Consider the following 20236-nt stretch of genomic DNA (forward strand, 5'->3'; position numbering starts at 1 on the left):
AGCATCCCAATATTTCACGGTTTCGAGAAAACTTACCAAGTACAAGAAGCGCAAGCGCAAGCGGCCATTCAGATTGCGGCTCTGGATACACATCGGTTGCAAGTATCAACGGATGTGTGGACGCAGCACGCGAGTTTGAAGATGGAAACTGAGAATCTTTCACACACGACACAATTAGTCCAGCAATCGATGAAGTCCTTAGAGATCATGCAAGGTCGATACCTAGCAGGCGTGGGCAGCATGACCGATGTACTCAATGCCATGAGCGCCTATGCAAGCGCGCAAGAGCAACATATCGAAGTTACACGGAGTTGGCAGGTGAATCGCTTGAGTTTGGCAGGCAGTCTTGGCCGCCTGGGATTCTGGGACTTGGGCGACGAATGACTCTGCGGGTCACACACAATAAAGATCTGTTGCCGGCAAGGCTGTCCGCCATGATCTCTCGAGGGACTTCGTTCTTCGCGGGTCTGAAGCCCAATGCGCATAGGCCGGCGTGCAGGGGTTTGCTACATTGAGCCCATGAAACATGCTTCAAGCCTGGCAGGGATGATGATCGTCGTGGCGGCAGCCGGTGGCTGCGCGCAGTCGGTCTCGGTCAATTTTGGCAACCCCTCGGAAGCCAACTGCAAAAAACAGGGCGGCGTGCTGCGCACCGAGAAGGGGGCGGATGCTGATCGAAATACCTGCGTGCTGCCTGACGGCTCTGCTTTTGAGGAATGGGTGCAGCACGCGCGGCAGCCGCCCGCGAAATAGGTCTAGGCCCAGACCTGAATTCAGGCAGTGGCAAGGCGCTGCTCAGGCCAGAGCTGCCTTGATGCCGCGAGGCCTGGCAGGCGTGGAAGCTGGCTTCAATCGCGCAGCACCACGGAGTGCTCGAAATTTTCCGATATGGCCTGTGTGCCGTCGTCAAAGACCAGTACGCGCTCGGGCCAGCGCATGGCGGCAAGTTTGCTGCGCTGCACGGGGTTGTCACCGCGCAGGCGGTCTAGCCAGCGGGCACCCACCGAATAGTCCACGCAGAACACATTGCCGCGCAGGCCGTGCCATGACAGCGGGGGCGTTGCGCCAAACAGGTTTTCAAACTGCGAGCCATGCGCCGGTGCGTCAGCCGGGCGCAGGCGGCGCCAATAGTGGCCGACGATGACGGCGGGCGCTTCTTCATATTCATTCCACCAGCCCACGCGTTCGACAAAACGCCATTTGCCGCCCGCGTAAAAGGGGTTGCGGCATTCGCGCTCCACGCCGGCCGTCAGCACCTTCAAAGGATTGACCATAGCCTTGTTGAGTTCGTTCTCGCTATGCGCTTGCAGAAAGGGTGGCTCGTGGCGATAGTCTTCCAGGCTGTAGGGCCAGCTCAGTTCTTCCTGGCGCATGCGCTCGGCCACGCACTGGGCGACGGACTGTTCTTCGGCAATTGTCTCGAAGTGGTCGTAGGTGGCGCGTGCGCTGCCGCTGGGCAGTTGGCGAATCATGGCGATCTGTTCGGGCCTCCAGGCGGCGTGAACAATGCGCAGATCCTCACGCTCCAGTGCGATCGGCAACTGGCCGAGCCGCTCGAGCATGGCGGGAATCTGCTCGGCCGGCATGCGTGCAAAAGGCGCGTACTTGGGCTGGTCGGAGTCGATGCGGCTGTCGAAGAACCAGCCCGAGCCATCCTTGGCATCTTCGCGCAGCAGATTGATTTCGTGGTTGCCCAGCACCGCATGGGCCGTGCCCGAGGCCAGCATGGCGCCGACCAGCGCGAGCACGGAAGGGCTGTCCGGCCCGCGGTCGCAGAAGTCGCCGACAAACACCAGTCGCCGTCCTTCGGGGTGATTGCCCTGCAGGTCGTAGCCCAGATGGCCCAGCAATTGCACCAGCGCGGCGTATTCGCCGTGGATATCGCCGACGATATCGAGGGCGCCAGGAGGCAGGGGCTGGACTAGGCTCATGATGAAGGTCGATAGGCTTGCGGGTTTGGAGGGCTCAGGCTGCAGCAGGCTGCCTTGCCATTGTCATACGGCAGTCATGCAATGAAGCTGACAATTGTTGCAACGCAACACCGCGAAGGCAAGAGAGTTTTGTCTCTTGCCGGACTGCTGGCCGCCCCGTGCGGATGCGATCCCGCACGGCACGAGACGAGGGTCAGCCCCGGCGCTCGAAGCGCACAAAGCAGTAGGGAAGGCCATTGGCGGAGACATGCTCGCTGCGGCTCACGGCTTGCCACTGCTCGCCCAGCTCGGGGGCAAAGGCATCGCCTTCGACGTCGCGGCCGATTTCGGTCACTTCCACGGCATCGGCCAGTGGCAGGGCCTGGGCATAGATCTGCGCGCCGCCGATGACCCAGACGTCTTGCGAGAGATTGCGGCCCAGCTCTAGCGCTTCTGACAGGCTGGCAGCGCGCAGGACCTGATCGGATGCCGGCTCGGCTTGCCAGTCGGCCTGGCGGGTGACGACGATATTGCTGCGGCCCGGCAGGGGGCGAAAGCGCGCAGGCAGCGAGTCCCAGGTCTTGCGGCCCATGATGACGGCGCAGCCCCGGGTCAGCTCCTTGAAATGCGCCATGTCTTCGGGCAGATGCCAGGGCATGGTGTTGTCCTTGCCGATGACGCCGTTGGCTGCGCGGGCGTAAATGAGTTGAATGGCCATAGCTATCAATAAAGAAGCTGCTGGCGCTTGTTATTCATGGATTTCAGATGTGAAAGTATCTGAAATCGCAGGATGGCAAGCGCAAGCAGCTTTGATTTTTATAGTGATCCGGAGGGTGCAGTTCAGACCGCCACGGGAGCCTTGATGCCGGCATGGTGCTGATAGTCCAGCACTTCGAAGTCTTCGTACTCGTAGTCGAAGATGGATGCGGGCTTGCGCTTGATGTTCAGCGTCGGATAGGCGAAGGGCTGTCGAGACAGCTGGGTCTGCACCTGCTCGAAGTGGTTGTTGTAGATATGGCAGTCGCCGCCGGTCCAGATGAAGTCGCCCACTTCCAGGCCGCATTGCTGGGCCAGCATATGGGTCAGCAGCGCATAGCTGGCGATGTTGAAGGGCACGCCCAGGAAGATGTCGGCGCTGCGCTGGTAGAGCTGGCAGCTGAGCTTGCCGTCGGCCACATAGAACTGGAAGAAGGAGTGGCAGGGCATGAGCGCCATCTGGTCCAGCTCGGCCACGTTCCAGGCGCTGACGATGATGCGGCGGCTGTCGGGATTGCTCTTGAGCTGCTTGACGACTTCGGCAATCTGGTCGACATGCGTGCCGTCGGCCTTGGGCCAGCTGCGCCATTGCACGCCATACACCGGGCCCAGGTCGCCGGTTTGCTTGTCGGCCCACTCGTCCCAGATGGTGCAGCCGCGTTCCTGCAGCCACTTCACATTGCTGTCGCCGCGCAGAAACCACAGCAGCTCCAGAATGATGGATTTCAGATGCACCTTCTTGGTGGTGACCAGGGGGAAGCCTTCATTGAGGTTGAAGCGCATCTGGTAGCCGAAAACGCTGCGCGTGCCCGTGCCCGTGCGGTCGGTCTTGGACGCGCCGTGCTCGTACACATGGCGCATAAAGGTTTCGTACTGGCAGCGCACGGGGCGCAGGGTGCAGGTGCTGGAGTTCATGGTGCAAAAAGCGGTCAAAGACTGGCAAAGACTGGCTGTGCTGGCAGCGTACACAAGGTGCCGCAGCTCTTGAAGAGGGTGGGCCCCGAGGGCCGCGATAGCCGAAGTGTGCCACGTGCCGGAGCATGCCGAGTTGCCCGCTGTCAATGACCCGTCCTGCGGCCCTGTCAGTCTCAAATCTGCCGCAGCTGGCTTCACAATGTCATGGAAAACAACCGAGCCGAACAAGGAGAGTGAGTTCATGTCACGCAATTTTGTGAGCACTGCGGCTGTTGCGCTGGCGATTGCGGCCTTGATGGCTGCCTGCGACAAGACCAAGGCACCATCTCCCAGCGCCGCTGCAGCGGATGCCCGGGCAGCGGCCGCTGCGGCTGCCGCCCCGCCCGATGCCATGCCCCAGACCCAAGAGTCCGCTGCCACGGCGCAGATCGAGGAGGCGGCCACGGTCTCCATCGAGGAAGTACGCGTTCCCCATGTGGTCAAGGACGGCGAGCCAAGCCTGGACAGCCTCAAGCCGCTGCAGGGCAAGTACCGCTGGGATGGCGTGGACTATGTGAAGGACGGCGTGCTGGCCCAGCGGCTGAAGACGCTGATGGGCGGCAGTCAGTACGAGACGCTGCTCAAGAATCTGCAGGCCCTGGGCCCGCTGGAGCCCTCTGCAGGGCTGCTCTATGTGATGGGAAATCGCCAGCATCAAGGGGGCGAGGAAATGGCAGCCGTGGTGATTGATCCTGTGCGCAACGGCTTGCGTGTCTGGTTGCTCAGCGAGGGCAGGCAGACCGTGTTCACCGATGTGGATGGCGCAGACATCCCCTGGCCCAGCGCGGTTGAGAACATGCTGCGCAATATCGTGGCCTCTCGCTAAAGCCCTGGTCAATGCAAAAAGCCCTGCACAGCAATGCAGGGCTTTTTTGTCGGCGATGCCAGGATCAGCCGCGCGTCAGCACCACGCCGGGGTTCATGAGGCCCTGGGGATCCAGCGCATTCTTGATGGCGCGCATCATCTGCAGCGCAACGGGGGACTGGTATTTTTCGAGCTTGTCCGTCTTGAGTGCGCCCACGCCATGTTCGGCCGAGAACGAGCCGCCGAAGGCGTCCACGGCCTCGTAGACCAGATGGTTGACCAGGGCTTCCTTGTCGCGCAGAAAGGCCTTGCCGTCCTCGCCCTCGGGTACTTGCACGTTGTAGTGTAGATTGCCGTCGCCCAGATGGCCGAAGTTGACCAGACGCACGCCGGGAATCTCGCGCTTGAGCACGGCGTCGGCATGCTCGACAAATGCCGGAATGCGCGAGGCTGCGACCGAGATATCGTGCTTGATGTTCAGGCCTTCCTCGGCCTGGGCCAGAGGAATGCTCTCGCGGATATGCCACAGGTCATGGGCCTGGGTCAGGCTCTCCGCCACCACGGCGTTGACCACGCAGCCGTCCTCAAAGGCCAGCTCCAGCAAGTGCTCGAAGCGCAGGCGCGCATGCTGCTCGGACTCGCTGTCGCTGTTCTCCAGCAGCACGCAATAAGGGGCTTCGTCGCCCATGTCGGCAAAGGGCACGCGCAGCTGCGGCATGTGCTTGACGACCAGGCTCAGTGCGAACTGGCCCATGACTTCAAAGCCCGTGAGTCCCGCACCCAGGTGCTGGTGCGCGAGGCCCAGCAGGCGCACGGCGGCTTCCATGGAGGGCACGGCGGCAAAGGCCGTGAGCTGGGCGGCCGGCTGCGGGAACAGCTTCATGGTGGCGGCGGTGATGATGCCCAGCGTGCCTTCGCTGCCAATGAACAGATCGCGCAGGTCATAGCCGGTGTTGTCCTTGCGCAGGCCCTTGAGGCCGTCCCAGATTTCGCCCTGAGGCGTCACCACTTCCAGGCCCAGGCACAGATCGCGGGTGTTGCCATAGCGCACCACCTGTGTGCCGCCCGCGTTGGTGCCCAGATTGCCGCCGATCGTGCAACTGCCTTCGGCGGCCAGCGACAGCGGGAACAGCAGGCCTTGCTGATCGGCCAGCTCCTGCAGGTTCTGCAAAATGCAGCCGGCTTCGACGGTGAAGGTCAGATTGTCCTTGTCGATATGGCGCACGGCGTTCAGGCGCGTCAGGCTGAGCACGACCTGCCGGCCGCTGTCGTCGGGGGTGGAGCCTACGGAAAGCCCGGTATTGCCGCCCTGGGGCACGATCTGCACGCCGGCTGCGGCGCAGGCCTTGACCACGCCGGCCACTTCGGCCGTGTTGCCGGGGCGTACCACGGCCAGGGACTTGCCGTGCACGCGCTTGCGCCAGTCCTGTTCGTAGGCGCTGAGGTCGCCGTCGGTCAGCACATGGGGAGCGCCCACAATCTGGCGCAGGGATTCGAGCAAAGCGGTGGAAGTCATGACAAGCAGGCCGCAGCAGGGGCGGCAGAGAGGGGAGACAGACGGAAATCCTAAGCCACGCACAGCGCTGCGACCGGAAAACCATGAAGCCGCAAGCGTAGAGCATGGCAGACTACGGGGCAATCGAAATAAATTGCTTGGTTATGCCAGTTTTTCCGAATAATGTCAGCCTGCGCCAATTGCGTGCCTTTGACGAGGTGGCGCGCCAGGGCGCGTTTGCCCCCGCGGCACGCGAACTGTGCCTGACGCAGTCGGCCCTGTCCGAATCCATTCGCCAGCTGGAAGATGCCCTGGGCCTGCGGCTGTTTGATCGCACCACGCGAACCGTGGGGCTGACGGCTGCCGGCCAGGCCTTTTTGCTCGATGTGCGCCAGGCCTTCGAGACCCTGGAGCAGGGCTTTCAGAACCTTGGCGATCTGGCCGCACTGCGCCGCGGCAAGGTGCGCATTGCTGCCGCTCCGTCGGTGCTGGCGGTGTTGCTGCTGCCGGTGCTGCCGGCCTTGCGCACCCGTCATCCGGGCATCGAGGTAGACCTGATCGAGGACAGCGCAGAGGGCATCGCCCAGCGTGTGCAGGCCGGCAGTGTGGATTTCGGCGTGGGAGCGGCACATCCGGCCGGCGGCGATTTGCTGACCCAGCCGCTGATCAGCGATGCCATGGGACTGGTGGCCAGGCTCGATGAACCTCTGCTGCAGGCGGGGCGGCTGACGGCGGCCGATCTGGCCCGGTTGCCCCATCTGGCTTTTGTGGGCCTGACCACCGATACCGCCATCAGCCAGCTGCTGGCTTCGGCCCCGGGCATGCCGCAGAACCTGCTGCAGACACCGCTGCGTCTGTCCAATCCGCAATTGCTGTTCGAGGCCGTGAGTCTGGGCCTGGGCGTCAGCATCGTTCCGGCGCTGACGGCGCGTCACCCTTCGCTGGGCCTGCAGGGCGATCTGGGCTTTCGCCTGCTGGACGAGCCGCGCATTCTGCGCCGCACGCTGCTGATTCAGCGCCCGCGCCGTGCGCTGTCGCCGGCCGCGCAGATGCTGTTCGATGCGCTGGCGGCGCAGGTGCGGACGCTGGCGCAGTTTGAAGGCATCACGCCTGATTGAGCCGGGCCGCCTTGACGGCACGCTGGCGCAGGCGCACATGGGCTGCGCAGGCGATAAAGAGCAGCACGCACAGCGCCACCTCTGCCAGCGCCAGCCAGCGGCTGGGCGCGGCATCGCTCCAGGCCCGCACCACGCCTTCGGTGAAGTACAGCCACACCAGCAGGCTGAGCCAGCGATAGGTGTACATGCGGCGCTTGAGCAGGCCGATCACGGCGAACGCCAGCGGCAGGGCTTTGAGAAACAGCCAGGTGCCGCCTTCGCGCAGCGGTGCCAGCCACAACTCCCAGGCCACGCACAGCAGCATCAGTGCCAGCAGGCTGCCCACGGCCAGCCAGCGCGTGGCGGCCACATCGGAGCCGGGCTGCTGGATTGGTGAAGAAGTGTTTTCGGCGGCTTGGGGCGAGAGGGCGTCGGTCATAGCAGTGGCATCATATCGGTCATGCCAGCTCTGTTTGAATCCGGTCGTTTTGTTTTGCGTTCTGCGCTTGATGTTGCGCAGCACCCGTCCTCCTTTTGCGTTCGTGAAGGAGTGCCGTCATGAAGAAAAACGAGCGTGCCGGCTTTTGGGCTGCGTTGGAAGGCAAGGCGCAGCAAGCCAGGCCGGTGACGGAAGATCGGGACCGTGTGGTATCGCCGGCGTCGACAGCCGCAACTGCTGCCGCGAACGTTGCCGCCGAGCCCAGACAGGTAGAGCAGCGCCAGGAACCCAGCCTCGATGGTCCGGGCCTACCGCTGGAGCCAGTGTTCGAACCCTTGCCCGATCTTGGCAACGATCTGGCTCGGCACGAACCCGTGCCAGCTCCTGCCGCGACGCCTGCGGCGGCATTCAGCACGGCAGCTCAGGGCTGGACCAGCTATTCCACGCCGAATACGACGCCAGCTCAGGAACAGAAAGCGGTGCATGCTTGCGTTTCAGGAGTGACCGACAGTCCTGACGACAGCTCGCAGCGCGTTGCCGAGAGCCCGCGCAGCAGCAGACTCGACAAGGCCAGGGCGCTGGCGGCTAGCTGCAAGGATCTGGCCGGGCGTATCCCCAAGCCCCAGATGCCCAGCCAGCAGGAGCTTAGGACTGAGCTGCGCCGAAGAAGCCGCCGGGCGCAGCAGCGCCTGCGCACCTTCCCCTGGCACAACACGGCCCAGGTGCTGCTGGCGCGCTTCAAGGAAGACCGTTTGGGCGTGACGGCCAGCAGTCTTACTTTCACATCGCTGCTGGCGCTGGTGCCATTTTTTACCGTGGCGCTGGCCTTGTTCACGGCTTTTCCGATCTTTGGCAAGGCGCAGAAGGTGCTGGAGCGCTGGCTGATGGACAGCCTGATTCCCGAGACCATTGCGCGCCAGGTGCTGGGCTATCTCACCCAGTTTGCCTCCAAGGCCAGCCAGCTGGGCCTGGTCGGCTTTTCCATACTGATGGTCACGGCGATTGCGCTGATCCTGACCATAGACCGCACGCTCAACAACATCTGGCGCGTGCGCCAGCTCAGGCCGCTGGGCCAGCGCGTGTTGATCTACTGGGCCGCCATCACGCTGGGGCCGCTGCTGCTGGGCCTGAGCCTGGTGCTGTCGTCCTATGTGATGTCGGCCTCCAAGGGCATGGTCAATGCGCTGCCCGGCAGCCTGCGCTTTGTCTTTGATTCCATAGAGTTCGTGGTGCTGGCCGCTGGCATGGCCGGGCTCTACCACTATGTGCCCAACACGCCGGTGCGCTGGCGCCATGCCTTGGTGGGGGGCGTGTTTGTGGCCGTGTTCATGGAAGTGGCCAAGAAGGTGCTGGGCCTGTATCTGTCGTCCGTGCCGACCTACTCGGTGATCTACGGCGCGTTTGCCACGCTGCCCATCTTGCTGATCTGGATGTATGTGGCCTGGAGCATTGTGCTGCTGGGGGCTCTGGTCACGGCCTATCTGCCCACGGTGCTTGCCGGGGTGGAACGGCTGACAGGACATCGGGGCTGGCAGTTCGAGCTGGCCGTCGAGGTACTGCAATGCCTGGCCAAGGAGCGCGAGCTGCCACACAAGGGCCTGTATGTGCACCAGCTTTCGCGGCGCCTGCGCGTGGAAGCCTCTCAGATTCAACCCGTGCTGCAGGCGCTGGCCAAGCTGGACTGGGTCGGGGCCGTGCAGCCGCCCGATGCCTATGTGTCGCTTGAGAGCACCGAGCCGCGCTATGTGCTGCTGGTCGATCCGCATGCCACGCGGGTCGAGCCCCTGGTGCAGAGCCTGTTGCTCGAGCCCTCAGAGGCCGTGCGGCCGCTGTGGCAGCGTGCCCAGCTCGATTCCATGACCATGGCCGAGCTGATTGCCGCGCCTGGAGGCAATATTCATAGAGTTTGATGGCTGTGGCGGATATCTATGAATATCTGCGCTCAAGATCGGGCCGCCGATTCGCTGCCTGCAAAGCAGGCCAGCGGGCGCGCTTCAGAGGGGGAGTGGCACTACATCTTGATGCGGCCCAGCAAGATGTCGCGCCACATCATCCAGTCGCCGAGAAAGCTGTAGAGCGGACGCTTGAAGCTGGCTGGCTTGTTTTTCTCAAAGCCGAAATGCCCCACCCAGGCAAAGGCATAGCCGCAGATCAGGCCTGCGAGCAAATACCACCAGTCGCCCGTCAAAAACAGCGCCAGCAGGAACACCAGCGACAGGCTGGTGCCGATGAAGTGCAGCCGTCTGCAGGTGGCGTTGCTGTGCTCGCCCAGGTAGAAGGGGTAGAACTCGGCAAAGCTCTTGAACTGGCGCGGGTCCACGCTGGCTTTGACAGCGTCGTCCGGTTCTGAGGTCGTGGTCTGTGACATGGCGAACCCCGGTGAAGTTGATGCTGTTTTTATACTGCCGACAGCATGGCCAGGCCAGCGGGTTAGCGAGTGCTGGCAATTTGCTGCCAGAGGTCTTCGTCACCTGAACGACAGGCTATATACGGTAAGACTGCGCAAAATCGGCCAGATTCGTCATCTTTGCGGCCACTCCAGCTTCTGGCTAAGCTGCCATGAGCGTTCTCTTGCTAAGGTGACCGTGCACCTCATCGCCATTCAACCCAGACCCTGCCCATGTTTGACGACACCATGCCGCCCGTTGTGATCAGCTCCAGTGAAACCCGTGTTCAGACGCCCAACGGGCAGCTCCATGTCAAACGCTGGCAAGCGCAGGGCGGGGCGGCCAAGGCGCCGCTGGTGCTGATGCACGACTCTCTGGGCAGCGTGGATCTGTGGCGCGAATTTCCCGCGCAGCTGGCCGCGGCCACCGGGCGTGAAGTCATTGCCTATGACCGCCTGGGCTTCGGTCATTCGGACCCCAATCCGCATCGGCTTCAACCCAGTTTTGTAGAAAGCGAGGTCGAGGCAGGCTTCACGCCGCTTCATCAGGCGCTGGGTCTGGACGCTTTTGTGATGCTGGGACACAGCGTGGGCGGTGGCATGGCGGCCATGGTGGCAGCTGCGTATGGACGGCAATGCCAGGCGTTGATTACCGAATCGGCCCAGAGCTTTGTCGAAGACCGCACCTTGCAGGGCATCAGGGCGGCGCGCGACAACTTTGCCCAGCCCGGCCAACTGGAGCGGCTTGCCCGCTACCATGGCGACAAGGCGGCCTGGGTGCTGTCAGCCTGGGTGGACACCTGGCTGAGCCCGCCTTTCGCGCATTACCGGCTGGATGCGGCCTTGAGACAGGTGCATTGCCCGGTGCTGGCGATTCACGGCGAGCTTGATGAATTCGGCTCCCTCGTGCATCCGGAGAACATCTGCACCTGGGCGCAGGGCCCTTGCGAAGCGGAAATCATTGCCGGCGGCGGCCATGTGCCGCACCGCGAGCTGCCTGATCGCATCAGCAGCCGCATCGCCGGTTTTCTGTCAAGAATCGCCTGACTCTGTTTGAGCCAGGCGCCCGCGGGCGTAGTCGACCAGATCGGCCGGGTAGTGCGGGCTGCTGCGCAAAGCGCTGTCATCCCAGCCATAGAGCACGGCCAGGGCGGCCACCTCCAGTGCCCAGTAGCCCGTGCCCAGCCATGGACTGCCTTTCTTCTGCTGCTTGGGCGAGAGCTTGAGAAACTCCTGGTACTGGGTTTGCAGGTAGGGCAGCAGCGGGTCAGGCAGGGCTTCGAGCTGTTCGAAAAAAGGCTTCATGGCGCCGTAAGGGCGTTTGTGGAAAAGCTCCTCGCTGACCTGCTGCAGTTGCAGACCACCTGCGCACAGATAGTCCAGCAACTGGTCCGTATCGAAGGCCAGCACATGCTCATCAATCGCCGGTACGTCATCCTGTGCATCCAGCAGTGTGGCCAGTGACAGCAGGGTCACGGCAGTAGCGTAGTCGTCAGCGCGTGTGTTGATGGGCGGAGCTACGCCATAGTCCTCGCCAGTCTCCTGCGCCATGCTGGCGCGCGCATGCTCGGCCACAGAGGCGGCATCAATCCACAGCGCGGTCACTTCCTGGTAGATGGGGCGCAGCACATCACCGTTCAGGCCCAGATCGATACCATAGATCAGCAGCCAGCGCGCCTGCTCGCACGCTTCCTTCCATTTCCAGTAGTTCTCCAGCGCGGCATGTGCCTGGAAATCCTGGTGAGCTTTATAGCTATCGCTGTTGGCAAAGCGCTTGAGCGCGCTCAGTGCTTCCTTCCAGTCGGCTTTTTTATCGCTCAGATTGAGATTGCGCCGGGGCTGCAAACCGGTCAGTGAAATCTTGGCCCATTCGGCGCAGGCGGCAGCCAGTTGGCCGTGGTGCTGGAAGGTTTGGCTCATGGCCCAAGCTTAATGGCTCATGCAGCCAGAAAATCCCGAATCGCAAACAGCGTCGCGTCGGGCGACTCCGTCATCTGGTTGTGGCCGTTGGGAATGATCTGCACGCTCACCGTTTTGCCCGCGCCTTTGGCGGCCTCTATCAAGCCTTTTGCAGCCTTGGGTGGTGTCATCTGGTCTTGCTCGCCCAGCACAAACAGAAGCGGGCAGCTGACCTGCGTCATGGCCGCTTCGCCGCCCGCATAGCTGTCACAGGCCTTGAAGCCTGCATGCAGCAGATTCGTGTGAGCATTGCTGGCCAGCACGCGGCGGCCCAGGGCCACGCCGGCGCCAAACACCCAGCTGCCTGCGCCATTGGGCGGTGCCAGCGTGGCGCGCGAGAAGGTGTTGACCATCTGGATGGCTTTCTCGGGCGTATTCAGGGCCGACTCCAGCAGCGCGGGCGAGACCTTCATGGGGAAGGCCGTACCCACCAGCACCAGATGGCTGATGCGGTCCTGCAGCCTGGCCGCAGTCTCCATGGCAATCAGACTGCCCCAGCTATGGCCGATCAGCGCAGCTTGCTGCAGGTTTGCCGCATCCATCAGCGCGCCTATGAAGCCTGCAGCCTCCTCGACGGATTCCGGTGCTTGGCCGCCGCTTTTGCAATGGCCAGGCAAATCGATGGCCAGCACGTTCCAGCCGTGATTGGCCATGTAGCGGCTTTGCAGCGCCCAGACACTGTGATCGCAGAGCACGCCGTGGATGAAAATGGCCGTGGGCTTGGCCGCGTCGAAAGCCTTGCCGCCGGTGTAGGCGTAGATGTCTGCGCCTTGCACATTGATTTGCATGTTTGTCTCCGGTTCTGTTCTTTGTGATTCAGCAGTGTTCATTCAGCCATTGCTGAGCCAGCTCGCGTATGTCGTCGCTGGCATCGTGTTCAGCGGCATGCTCAATCGTGGCGCGCTGCGCTGCGCTGGCTTTTTTCCAATACCGCAGGCCCAGCATGGCCTGATAACGTACGTTTTCGTTGCGGTCGTGACTCAGGGCTTGTGCCAGTACAGGAGTGATGCGCCTGCCCGCGGCGGCCCCAAGGCTTCGCTCTCCCATGATGCAAGCCGCATGAACGCGCACCAGAGCGTGAACGGACTGCAGAGCGAGCAGGGCTTGCTCCAAATCCTCAACCCGAAGGCTGCAATAACCGGTTCCGGGTGATAGCTCTTCATTCAGCGCCTGGGTCAAGGCCGGATGCTTGAGGTCGAGCGCCCGCTCCAGCGGCGCATAGTCAAGGTGCAGGGCCGTGGTGCCTGGTTTGCTGTTCCAGGAACGGTAGGGATAGGCAATGCCTTGCGCGATTCTGTCCACAGGCACGGCCGTGGTGCCTATTTGCTGCTGCAGCCATTCCTGGTCACCTAACGACCCCAAGGCACTGGCGCACCAGCCTCGCTCGCTTTCTTCCCGGGTGCTGCGGATGGGGGCCTGAACCTGCCGACGCAGTGCAGTCAGTACCTGTTCGTCTCGGTAAGCTATCTGGGCCAGCAACATGGCCGCGCGCCACTGTTTGCCAGGCCGATTCAGCATGGGCAGCAGCGCATGGGCCACCTGGCTGTGATTCATGGCAAGCAGCGCAGTCTCGGCCTCTTCCCCCAGCAATTGCGCCTCTTTTGGGCTCAGTCCCAGTTCCGGGCACACGATACCTTCAAGACAGCTCAGATGGTATTGCAGCTGTTGAGCGGGGGAGAGCGCGGCAACTCTGGCGCGTCTTTGCGCTTGCTGGTCATGGCTGGGAAACAATGCAAGAAAGCGTGCCTCCCCCATGCACTCGCGTGCCATGGCTTCGCATTCCTGAGTGTCTTCCACATAGATCAGCACCGCAAACTCTGGAGTGAGCTGGCCGGACCAGGGCGATTTTTGGCAGGCTTTGGTCAGTTGCTTGCAGATGCGGATCAGCGCCTTGATCAGCTGCGCTTCGGTACGCAACCAGTGGGCAGGCGTGCTTTTATTGGCCTCGGCCAGCAAGGCTTGTTCCAGTTGCTCCAACTCCTGAGAGTCCGAGGCTGAATCCAGCTCCTCCCATTCCCAATCCGGCGGGTTCCAGCGCAGACTGCCCAACTGGCCAGTATCCAGGTCGAATTCGGACAAGCGACCCTGCGGCTCGGGGGCATTCACCATTTGTGAATAAGCCTGCTCGCTATTGGCAGACAGCGTGGGCAGGTAAATGGGGCCGTCCTCCTCGCGGTACAGGCCGTTCAGTGCCAGTGCGTAGATGCTTTCTTGAGGGTTCGCGGCCAGGAACGCCTGAGCATCTTGCCAGTAGATGCTGAATAAAGTCTGTTCAAACTGCTTCCAGTCCAGCGATGCAGAAGTTGTGGCAACCATGTTTGTTCAGGTCTCTCAGGCTGCTTTCTCGGCCGCCTTCAGCGCGCGCTTGAGGTCGTCGATCAGGTCGTCGGCGTCTTCCAGGCCGATCGACAGGCGGATCGTTCCCTGGCCTATGCCGGCCTGGGCCAGGGCCTCGTCGCTCATGCGGAAATGCGTGGTGCTGGCAGGGTGGATCACCAGCGAGCGGCAGTCGCCCACATTGGCCAGATGGCTGAAGACCTTCAGCGTTTCGATGAACTTCTTGCCCTGGTTGCGGTTGCCGGCAATGTCAAAGCTGAATACCGAGCCGGCGCCGCGCGGCAGCAGCTTCCTGGCCAGGGCGTGCGAGGGGTGGGTCTCCAGCATGGGGTGGCCCACGCGGCTGACCAGCGGGTGGCTGGCGAGGAACTGCACCACTTTTTCGGTGTTGCGCATATGGCGCTCCATGCGCAGCGGCAGAGTCTCTATGCCTTGCAGGATCAGCCAGGCGCTGTGCGGGCTCATGCAGGCGCCGAAGTCACGCAGGCCTTCGCGGCGAGCGCGCAGCAAAAATGCACCCGTGGTGGACTCCTCGCTGAACACCATGTTGTGAAAGCCGTCATAGGGCTGGGTCAGCTCGGGAAAGCGCCCCGATTTTTCCCAGTCGAAGCTGCCGCCATCGACGACGATGCCGCCGATCACCGTGCCGTGGCCGGACAGGAACTTGGTGGCCGAGTGATAGACGATGTCCGCGCCATGCTCGAAAGGCTTGATCAGCCAGGGCGAGGTCAGCGTCGAGTCCACCAGCAGCGGCACGCCGGCTTCGTGGGCGATCTGGCTGACCGTGGGAATGTCCAGCACATCCAGGCCGGGGTTGCCCACGGTCTCACCAAAGAACAGCTTGGTGTTGGGGCGCACCGCAGCCTTCCAGCCATCGATGTCGCCTGGCTTGACGAAGGTAGTCTCTATGCCGAAGCGCGCCAGCGTGTAGTGCAGCAGGTTCTGCGAGCCGCCATACAGGGCCGTGCTGGCCACGATATGGCTGCCCGCGCCCATCAGCGTGGCAATCGACAGGTGCAGCGCCGCCTGGCCGCTGGCCACGGCAATTGCGCCCACGCCGCCTTCCAGGGCCGAGACGCGTTGCTCGAGCACCGCGTTGGTGGGATTGGAGATGCGGCTGTAGACGTGGCCGGGGCGCTCCAGATTGAACAGGCTGGCCGCGTGGTCGCTGGATTCGAAGACAAAGGACGTCGTCAGATGGATGGGTACGGCACGTGCGCCGGTGGCGGGGTCGGGCTGGGCGCCTGCATGCAGGCTCAGGGTGTCAAAGCCGGGGTCAGAGTAGCCGGGCATGTTTTGTCTCCATGGCTGGTTTTGATCGACGCAATGTGTGATCGAGCACGCAATCAAATATAGATTTGGTCGGATAGACGAATGAATATGTGGAAATTCATATGTTTCGTCATTGATTTAGTTTTTCTCAATGCAAGCCATTGTGGGCTATATTTGTGCACGCACCTGCATTCTGTGCAAAGCGATGCCGCATGTGCTGACACATGCAGGACAAAAGCTGCCACAGCGTGCCAAACAGATTCGGAGAACAGCAATGAAAGTTAGTGACATCCTGCGCGTCAAAGGCAATACCCTGTACACGGTGTCGCCCGACGAAAGCCTGGCCGCGGCGGTGCAGGTGATGTCGGAGAAGGACATTGGCTCGCTGGTCGTGATGGATCACGGCGATGTGGTGGGCATGCTCACCTTCCGCGAAGTGATCCAGGGCTTTGTGAAGACCGGCGGCGTGGAGAACATCTCCGTGCGCGGCGCCATGGACGACGCGCCCATGACCTGCACCATGGAAACCGATATGGACGAGGTGCGCCGCATGATGCTGGACCGCCATGCGCGCTACATGCCCGTGATGGACAAGCGCATGCTGATGGGCGTGATCTCGCTGTACGACGTGGCCAAGGCCGTGGTGGACAGCCAGAACTTCGAGAACCGCATGCTCAAGGCCTATATCCGCGACTGGCCCGAAGGCGAGCGCCAGGGTGCCGAATAAGCCAGCTTTTGCTGCAGACCCCGCCGAGGCGGGGTTTTTCATGTCCAGCCTGATGTGCTCTGCAGGCGACGCAGCGCTGCCTTATGGCTGTCGGTCGGCTGGGCTGTGCGGACTCTGCAATACAGTTGTTGGCGACTTTGCCTTGCGCAGACCCTTGAGCAGCAGCCCCACAAAGCACAGCAAGGCGACACCCAGGCCCACCATCATGCCGATCACGGCCTTGCCGTAGCCGCAGGCATACTGGCCCGCGCAGCGCGACGGTGCAAATTCGAAGAACAGCAGACCGCCGACGCCGCCGATCACTACGGACGCAGGCATACTGGCCCGCGCAGCGCGACGGTGCAAATTCGAAGAACAGCAGACCGCCGACGCCGCCGATCACTACGGACACCAGGGCCGAGGCCAGAATAAACGCAAGTTTGAGCATGGTGAAAAGACTTTAGGCAGGACAGTGTGCAGCCGTCAATCATCACTTCAACGATAATCGGCAGCCTATGAGCGGCAATACCTTCGGCACAATTTTCACGGTCACCAATTTCGGTGAGTCCCACGGCCCGGCCATTGGCTGTGTGATTGACGGCTGCCCTCCGGGCATGGCCTTGAGCGAGGCGGACATCCAGCATGATCTGGATCGACGTCGCCCCGGCACCAGCAAGTTCGTCACCCAGCGCAACGAGCCCGATGCCGTGGAGATTCTCTCCGGCGTCTACGAAGGCAAGACCACGGGCACGCCGATTGCGCTGCTGATCCGCAACACCGATCAGCGCAGCAAGGATTACTCCAATATCGCGCAGAGCTTTCGTCCCGGTCATGCCGACTATGCCTATTTCCAGAAGTACGGCATCCGTGATCCGCGCGGCGGCGGTCGCTCCTCGGCACGCCTGACAGCGCCCACGGTGGCAGCGGGTGCCGTGGCCAAGAAATGGCTCAAGGAAAAGTTCGGCACCGAGTTCCGCGCCTGCATGACCCAGATAGGCGAGCTGTCCATAGGTTTCGAGAGCTGGGAGCATGTGCCGCACAATCCCTTTTTCGCGCCTGTGGCCGATGTGAGCCGCTTCGAGGAATACATGGAGCAGCTGCGCAAGAGCGGCGATTCCTGCGGCGCGGCGCTGCGTGTGAACGCCAGCAATATGCCGGTCGGCCTGGGCCAGCCCCTGTATGACCGCCTGGACGCCGACATCGCCTACGCCATGATGGGTCTGAACGCCGTCAAGGCCGTGGAGATCGGCGCAGGCTTTGACAGCGTGGCCCAGCGTGGCACCACGCATGGCGATTCGCTGAGCCCCGAGGGTTTCCGCAGCAATAACGCGGGCGGCATCGTGGGCGGCATCAGCACCGGCCAGGATCTGGAAGTGCGTATCGGCATCAAGCCCACCAGCTCCATCATCACGCCGCGTGAGTCCATTGATGTGCACGGCCAGAGCACCGAAGTCATCACCAAGGGGCGCCACGACCCCTGCGTGGGTATCCGCGCTGCGCCGATTGCCGAGGCGCTGCTGGCGCTGGTGGTGATGGACCATGCGCTGCGTCACCGTGCGCAGAATGCCGATGTGGATTCTGGCCTGGCTCCGATTCCTGCCTCGGCCAGCTGACATCACCCAGACCTTTTTGTGCGTTAAAACCTCTGACTCAGGAGAGTCTGATGGTTGCAACTGACAAAAAACCGGATCAACGCCAGTCTCGCGCCCTGTCGCCAGGCTGGCGTTGTGCTTTTCGCAAGGTCTCCGCTCCTCTCTGCGCTACGCTGCTCGCATTGGGCTTGAGCGCATGCAGCGGTGGTGTGACAAGGCCTGCCAGCATGGAGATCACCGTGCTGGGCTTCAATGACCTGCACGGCCATCTGGAGCCGCCCAGACTGGCCGTGACGGCCCAGAACGCGCAGGGACAGAACGTTGCCGTGCCCGCCGGCGGCGTGGCCTATATGGCCCGGGCCATCGCCCAGCGTCGCCAGGCCAGCCGCCATGTGGCGCTGGTCACAGCCGGGGACATGATAGGGGCCTCGCCCATGGTCTCTGCACTGTTTCTCGATGAGCCGACGATAGAAGTTCTCAACCTCATGCGGGTGGACTTTGCGGCCACCGGCAATCACGAATACGACCAGGGCGTGGCCGAGCTGCTGCGCATGCAGCATGGGGGCTGCGAGAAGTTCACCAGCAAGCAGCCATGCCAGATCAGCCAGCCCTTCAAGGGAGCGGAGTTCCCGTTTCTCGCGGCCAATACGCTGCGTGAAGACGGCCGGCCGCTGTTTCCGGCGACCGGGCTGAAGTTCTTCGAGCAAGACGGTCTGCGCATAGGCGTGGGCTTCATCGGCATGACACTCAGGAACACGCCGCATATGGTGCGCCCCCGCGGGGTCGAGGGGCTGACGTTTGCCGACGAGGCGCAGACAGCGAATGCGCTGATCCCGCAGCTGAGGGCGCAGGGCGCCGATGTGATCGTGGTGCTGATCCATGAGGGAGGGGCCACCACTTCGGGCCTGCAGGACGATAGCTGCCAAGGGCTGTCTGGCGCCATCGTGCCGATTCTGGAGCAGCTCTCTGGCGAGGTCGATGTGGTGATCTCCGGTCATACCCACCGCTCCTATGTGTGCGATTACGCCAGGGTGAATGCCCGCAAGCCGTTCTTGCTGACCAGCGCGGGTCAGTACGGCACGCTGCTGACCGAAATCCGGCTCACGGTGGATGCGCGCACCGCCCGCGTGAGCCGCAAATCGGCGCACCAGCATATCGTGCAGGGTGAGGCCTATCGCAGCCCTGCCGGTCTGGTGAGCCTGCAGCCCGAATTCCCCGTCTTTGACGCAGATGCCCCCGTTGCGACGCTGGTGGCGCGCTACAAGGCTGCGGCGCGGCCGCTGGCCGAGGCCGTTGCAGGGCAGCTGGCCGGGCCTGTCAGCCGCGTGCCGCAAGCCAATGGCGAAAGCGTGATGGGGCGCATCGTGGCCGACGCCATACTTGCGGCCACGCGCGATGTCGCCGCGGGCGGGGCACAGCTGGCCTTTGTGAACCCCGGCGGTGTGCGCGCCGACCTGCTGCCCGCGGCCGACGGCAGCGTGACTTATGGACAGTTGTTCAGCGTTCAGCCGTTCGGCAATACGCTGATGGTGATGAGTCTGACGGGCGAGCAGATTCGCCAGGCGCTGGAGCAGCAATTCGACAGCGGCAGCAACACCGTGAATGCGCCACGCATCCTGCAGGTCTCCGAGGGCTTCAGCTACCGCTTTGACCGTCGCCTGCCCGCGGGCCGGCGCGTGAGCGAGCTGCGCCTCAACGGCCGGTTGCTCAAGATGTCACAGCGCTACCGCGTGGGACTGCAGAGCTACCTGGGCAGTGGCGGCGACAATTTCAGCATTTTCACGCAAGGCATCGACGTGGTGGGCGGCATGCTGGATCTGGATGCACTGGCGGAGCATGTACACGAACAAAGCCGCAGCGGGCCGATGGCGCTACCTTTGAAGGAGCGTGTTACGCGTGTTCATTAAGGAGATCAGATAAAAACTTGTCTGATTTCCTTTTAGATCAGGCGCTAGATGCTCATTAGTTCATAGCTTATGCCTGCCATCAAGCGCGTAAAACAAAAGCCACCCAAGGGTGGCTTTTGGCATGGCAAGGCACGACGGTCAGGGCTAGGGCTTTTTGGCGGCCTTGGCCTTGGGGCTGCGAACCTCATCCATGATGTTCTTGAAGTCGTCCACATCCTCGAAGCTGCGGTAGACGCTGGCAAAGCGGATATAGCCGACCTTGTCCAAGCCCTTGAGTTCATCCATCACCAACTCGCCGAGGCGGCTGGAATCGATTTCACGTTGGCCCAGATTGAGCAGCCTGTCCTCAATGCGCTCTATGGCGGCATCTATGAGTTCGGTGCTCACGGGACGCTTGCGCAGCGCGATCTGAAAAGAGCCTTGCAGCTTGGCGCGCTCGTATTCGATACGGCGGCCGTCTCTCTTGACCACGGTGGGAAAGCTGACCTCGGGGCGCTCGTAGGTCGTGAAGCGCTTGTCGCAGCCCCCGCAGCGGCGGCGGCGGCGGATGAAGCCCCCGTCCTCGGACTCGCGGGTCTCAACAACCTGCGTGTCCGGATGGTTGCAGAAGGGGCACTTCAT

At 62.5% G+C, this 20236-nt stretch carries 21 protein-coding genes; 9 read left to right on the plus strand and 12 right to left on the minus strand.

Annotated features, from left to right (window positions below; translation table 11 throughout):
- Positions 1–384, plus strand: a 384-nt coding sequence (locus AAIL66_RS22825; RefSeq protein WP_343497831.1) for a TolC family protein, incomplete at its 5' end; no start/stop codon positions are given.
- A gap of 162 nt (positions 385–546) precedes the next feature.
- On the plus strand, positions 547–753 hold the full coding sequence (locus AAIL66_RS22830; RefSeq protein WP_034359314.1) for a DUF333 domain-containing protein: 207 nt from the start codon (positions 547–549) through the stop codon (positions 751–753).
- Positions 754–848: 95 nt separating this feature from the next.
- Here AAIL66_RS22830 and AAIL66_RS22835 read toward each other — a convergent pair whose 3' ends face one another.
- The 3 genes from AAIL66_RS22835 to AAIL66_RS22845 all read right to left on the minus strand — a co-directional run bounded on the left by AAIL66_RS22835 (position 849) and on the right by AAIL66_RS22845 (position 3581).
- Positions 849–1931, minus strand: coding sequence for a metallophosphoesterase (locus tag AAIL66_RS22835; RefSeq protein WP_343497833.1), 1083 nt, complete (start codon positions 1929–1931; stop codon positions 849–851).
- A 193-nt stretch (positions 1932–2124) separates the two neighbouring features.
- Positions 2125–2628 carry a dihydrofolate reductase gene (locus AAIL66_RS22840; protein WP_343497834.1) on the minus strand — a complete coding sequence of 168 codons (504 nt, stop codon included), beginning with the start codon at positions 2626–2628 and terminating at the stop codon, positions 2125–2127.
- A 122-nt stretch (positions 2629–2750) separates the two neighbouring features.
- Positions 2751–3581 carry a thymidylate synthase gene (locus tag AAIL66_RS22845; RefSeq protein ID WP_034359309.1) on the minus strand — a complete coding sequence of 277 codons (831 nt, stop codon included), beginning with the start codon at positions 3579–3581 and terminating at the stop codon, positions 2751–2753.
- 241 nt (positions 3582–3822) lie between these two features.
- Between AAIL66_RS22845 and AAIL66_RS22850 the strand changes: the two genes are divergently transcribed.
- Complete coding sequence (locus AAIL66_RS22850) at positions 3823–4446, plus strand: hypothetical protein (RefSeq protein ID WP_343497835.1); 624 nt, start codon at positions 3823–3825, stop codon at positions 4444–4446.
- A 64-nt stretch (positions 4447–4510) separates the two neighbouring features.
- Here the strand turns inward: AAIL66_RS22850 and AAIL66_RS22855 are convergent, their stop codons facing one another.
- Entirely contained in the window at positions 4511–5941 is a 1431-nt protein-coding gene (locus tag AAIL66_RS22855) for an FAD-binding oxidoreductase (RefSeq protein WP_003063759.1), read from the minus strand.
- Positions 5942–6084: 143 nt separating this feature from the next.
- Here AAIL66_RS22855 and AAIL66_RS22860 point away from each other — a divergent pair, with 143 nt between their 5' ends.
- Positions 6085–7038 (plus strand): LysR family transcriptional regulator, encoded by a 954-nt coding sequence (locus tag AAIL66_RS22860; RefSeq protein WP_343497836.1) that lies wholly within the window; start codon positions 6085–6087, stop codon positions 7036–7038.
- On the opposite strand, the gene AAIL66_RS22865 is transcribed toward AAIL66_RS22860, so the two are convergent.
- Positions 7025–7540, minus strand: a complete 516-nt coding sequence (locus tag AAIL66_RS22865) for a DUF2069 domain-containing protein (RefSeq protein ID WP_003063757.1) — start codon at positions 7538–7540, stop codon at positions 7025–7027. The two genes, AAIL66_RS22860 and AAIL66_RS22865, sit on opposite strands and share 14 nt — an antisense overlap.
- Positions 7541–8082: 542 nt before the next feature.
- Between AAIL66_RS22865 and AAIL66_RS22870 the strand changes: the two genes are divergently transcribed.
- On the plus strand, positions 8083–9366 hold the full coding sequence (locus AAIL66_RS22870) for a YhjD/YihY/BrkB family envelope integrity protein (RefSeq protein WP_343497846.1): 1284 nt from the start codon (positions 8083–8085) through the stop codon (positions 9364–9366).
- 101 nt (positions 9367–9467) lie between these two features.
- Here the strand turns inward: AAIL66_RS22870 and AAIL66_RS22875 are convergent, their stop codons facing one another.
- Positions 9468–9824 (minus strand): DUF962 domain-containing protein, encoded by a 357-nt coding sequence (locus AAIL66_RS22875; RefSeq protein ID WP_003063755.1) that lies wholly within the window; start codon positions 9822–9824, stop codon positions 9468–9470.
- Positions 9825–10076: 252 nt separating this feature from the next.
- Here AAIL66_RS22875 and AAIL66_RS22880 point away from each other — a divergent pair, with 252 nt between their 5' ends.
- A complete protein-coding gene (locus AAIL66_RS22880) occupies positions 10077–10889 on the plus strand; it encodes an alpha/beta hydrolase (RefSeq protein WP_012839145.1) in 813 nt (270 codons plus the stop codon).
- On the opposite strand, the gene AAIL66_RS22885 is transcribed toward AAIL66_RS22880, so the two are convergent.
- From AAIL66_RS22885 to AAIL66_RS22900, 4 genes are read right to left on the minus strand one after another with little or no spacing between them, the layout of a single operon-like run.
- Positions 10875–11762, minus strand: a complete 888-nt coding sequence (locus AAIL66_RS22885; protein WP_343497838.1) for a PoNe immunity protein domain-containing protein — start codon at positions 11760–11762, stop codon at positions 10875–10877. The genes AAIL66_RS22880 and AAIL66_RS22885 overlap by 15 nt on opposite strands.
- Before the next feature lie 17 nt (positions 11763–11779).
- Complete coding sequence (locus AAIL66_RS22890) at positions 11780–12589, minus strand: alpha/beta hydrolase (RefSeq protein ID WP_059441319.1); 810 nt, start codon at positions 12587–12589, stop codon at positions 11780–11782.
- A gap of 28 nt (positions 12590–12617) precedes the next feature.
- Positions 12618–14117, minus strand: coding sequence for a DUF4303 domain-containing protein (locus AAIL66_RS22895; protein ID WP_343497840.1), 1500 nt, complete (start codon positions 14115–14117; stop codon positions 12618–12620).
- 15 nt (positions 14118–14132) lie between these two features.
- Positions 14133–15431 carry an O-acetylhomoserine aminocarboxypropyltransferase gene (locus AAIL66_RS22900; RefSeq protein ID WP_003076227.1) on the minus strand — a complete coding sequence of 433 codons (1299 nt, stop codon included), beginning with the start codon at positions 15429–15431 and terminating at the stop codon, positions 14133–14135.
- Positions 15432–15684: 253 nt separating this feature from the next.
- Here AAIL66_RS22900 and AAIL66_RS22905 point away from each other — a divergent pair, with 253 nt between their 5' ends.
- The gene (locus AAIL66_RS22905; protein WP_003053381.1) at positions 15685–16137 is read left to right on the plus strand and encodes a CBS domain-containing protein; all 453 of its coding nucleotides are present in this window, start codon (positions 15685–15687) and stop codon (positions 16135–16137) included.
- A gap of 81 nt (positions 16138–16218) precedes the next feature.
- Here AAIL66_RS22905 and AAIL66_RS22910 read toward each other — a convergent pair whose 3' ends face one another.
- Positions 16219–16455 (minus strand): hypothetical protein, encoded by a 237-nt coding sequence (locus AAIL66_RS22910; RefSeq protein ID WP_343497841.1) that lies wholly within the window; start codon positions 16453–16455, stop codon positions 16219–16221.
- Between the two features lie 176 nt (positions 16456–16631).
- Here AAIL66_RS22910 and aroC point away from each other — a divergent pair, with 176 nt between their 5' ends.
- Both aroC and AAIL66_RS22920 read left to right on the plus strand, forming a co-directional pair.
- Positions 16632–17729, plus strand: coding sequence for a chorismate synthase (aroC, locus tag AAIL66_RS22915; RefSeq protein WP_019043197.1), 1098 nt, complete (start codon positions 16632–16634; stop codon positions 17727–17729).
- Between the two features lie 50 nt (positions 17730–17779).
- The gene (locus AAIL66_RS22920; RefSeq protein WP_343497842.1) at positions 17780–19615 is read left to right on the plus strand and encodes a bifunctional metallophosphatase/5'-nucleotidase; all 1836 of its coding nucleotides are present in this window, start codon (positions 17780–17782) and stop codon (positions 19613–19615) included.
- A gap of 144 nt (positions 19616–19759) precedes the next feature.
- Here the strand turns inward: AAIL66_RS22920 and nrdR are convergent, their stop codons facing one another.
- The gene (gene nrdR, locus AAIL66_RS22925) at positions 19760–20236 is read right to left on the minus strand and encodes a transcriptional regulator NrdR (protein ID WP_003053388.1); all 477 of its coding nucleotides are present in this window, start codon (positions 20234–20236) and stop codon (positions 19760–19762) included.

The organism is Comamonas sp. F1-6 (assembly GCF_039581415.1).
Classification (GTDB): domain Bacteria; phylum Pseudomonadota; class Gammaproteobacteria; order Burkholderiales; family Burkholderiaceae_C; genus Comamonas; species Comamonas thiooxydans.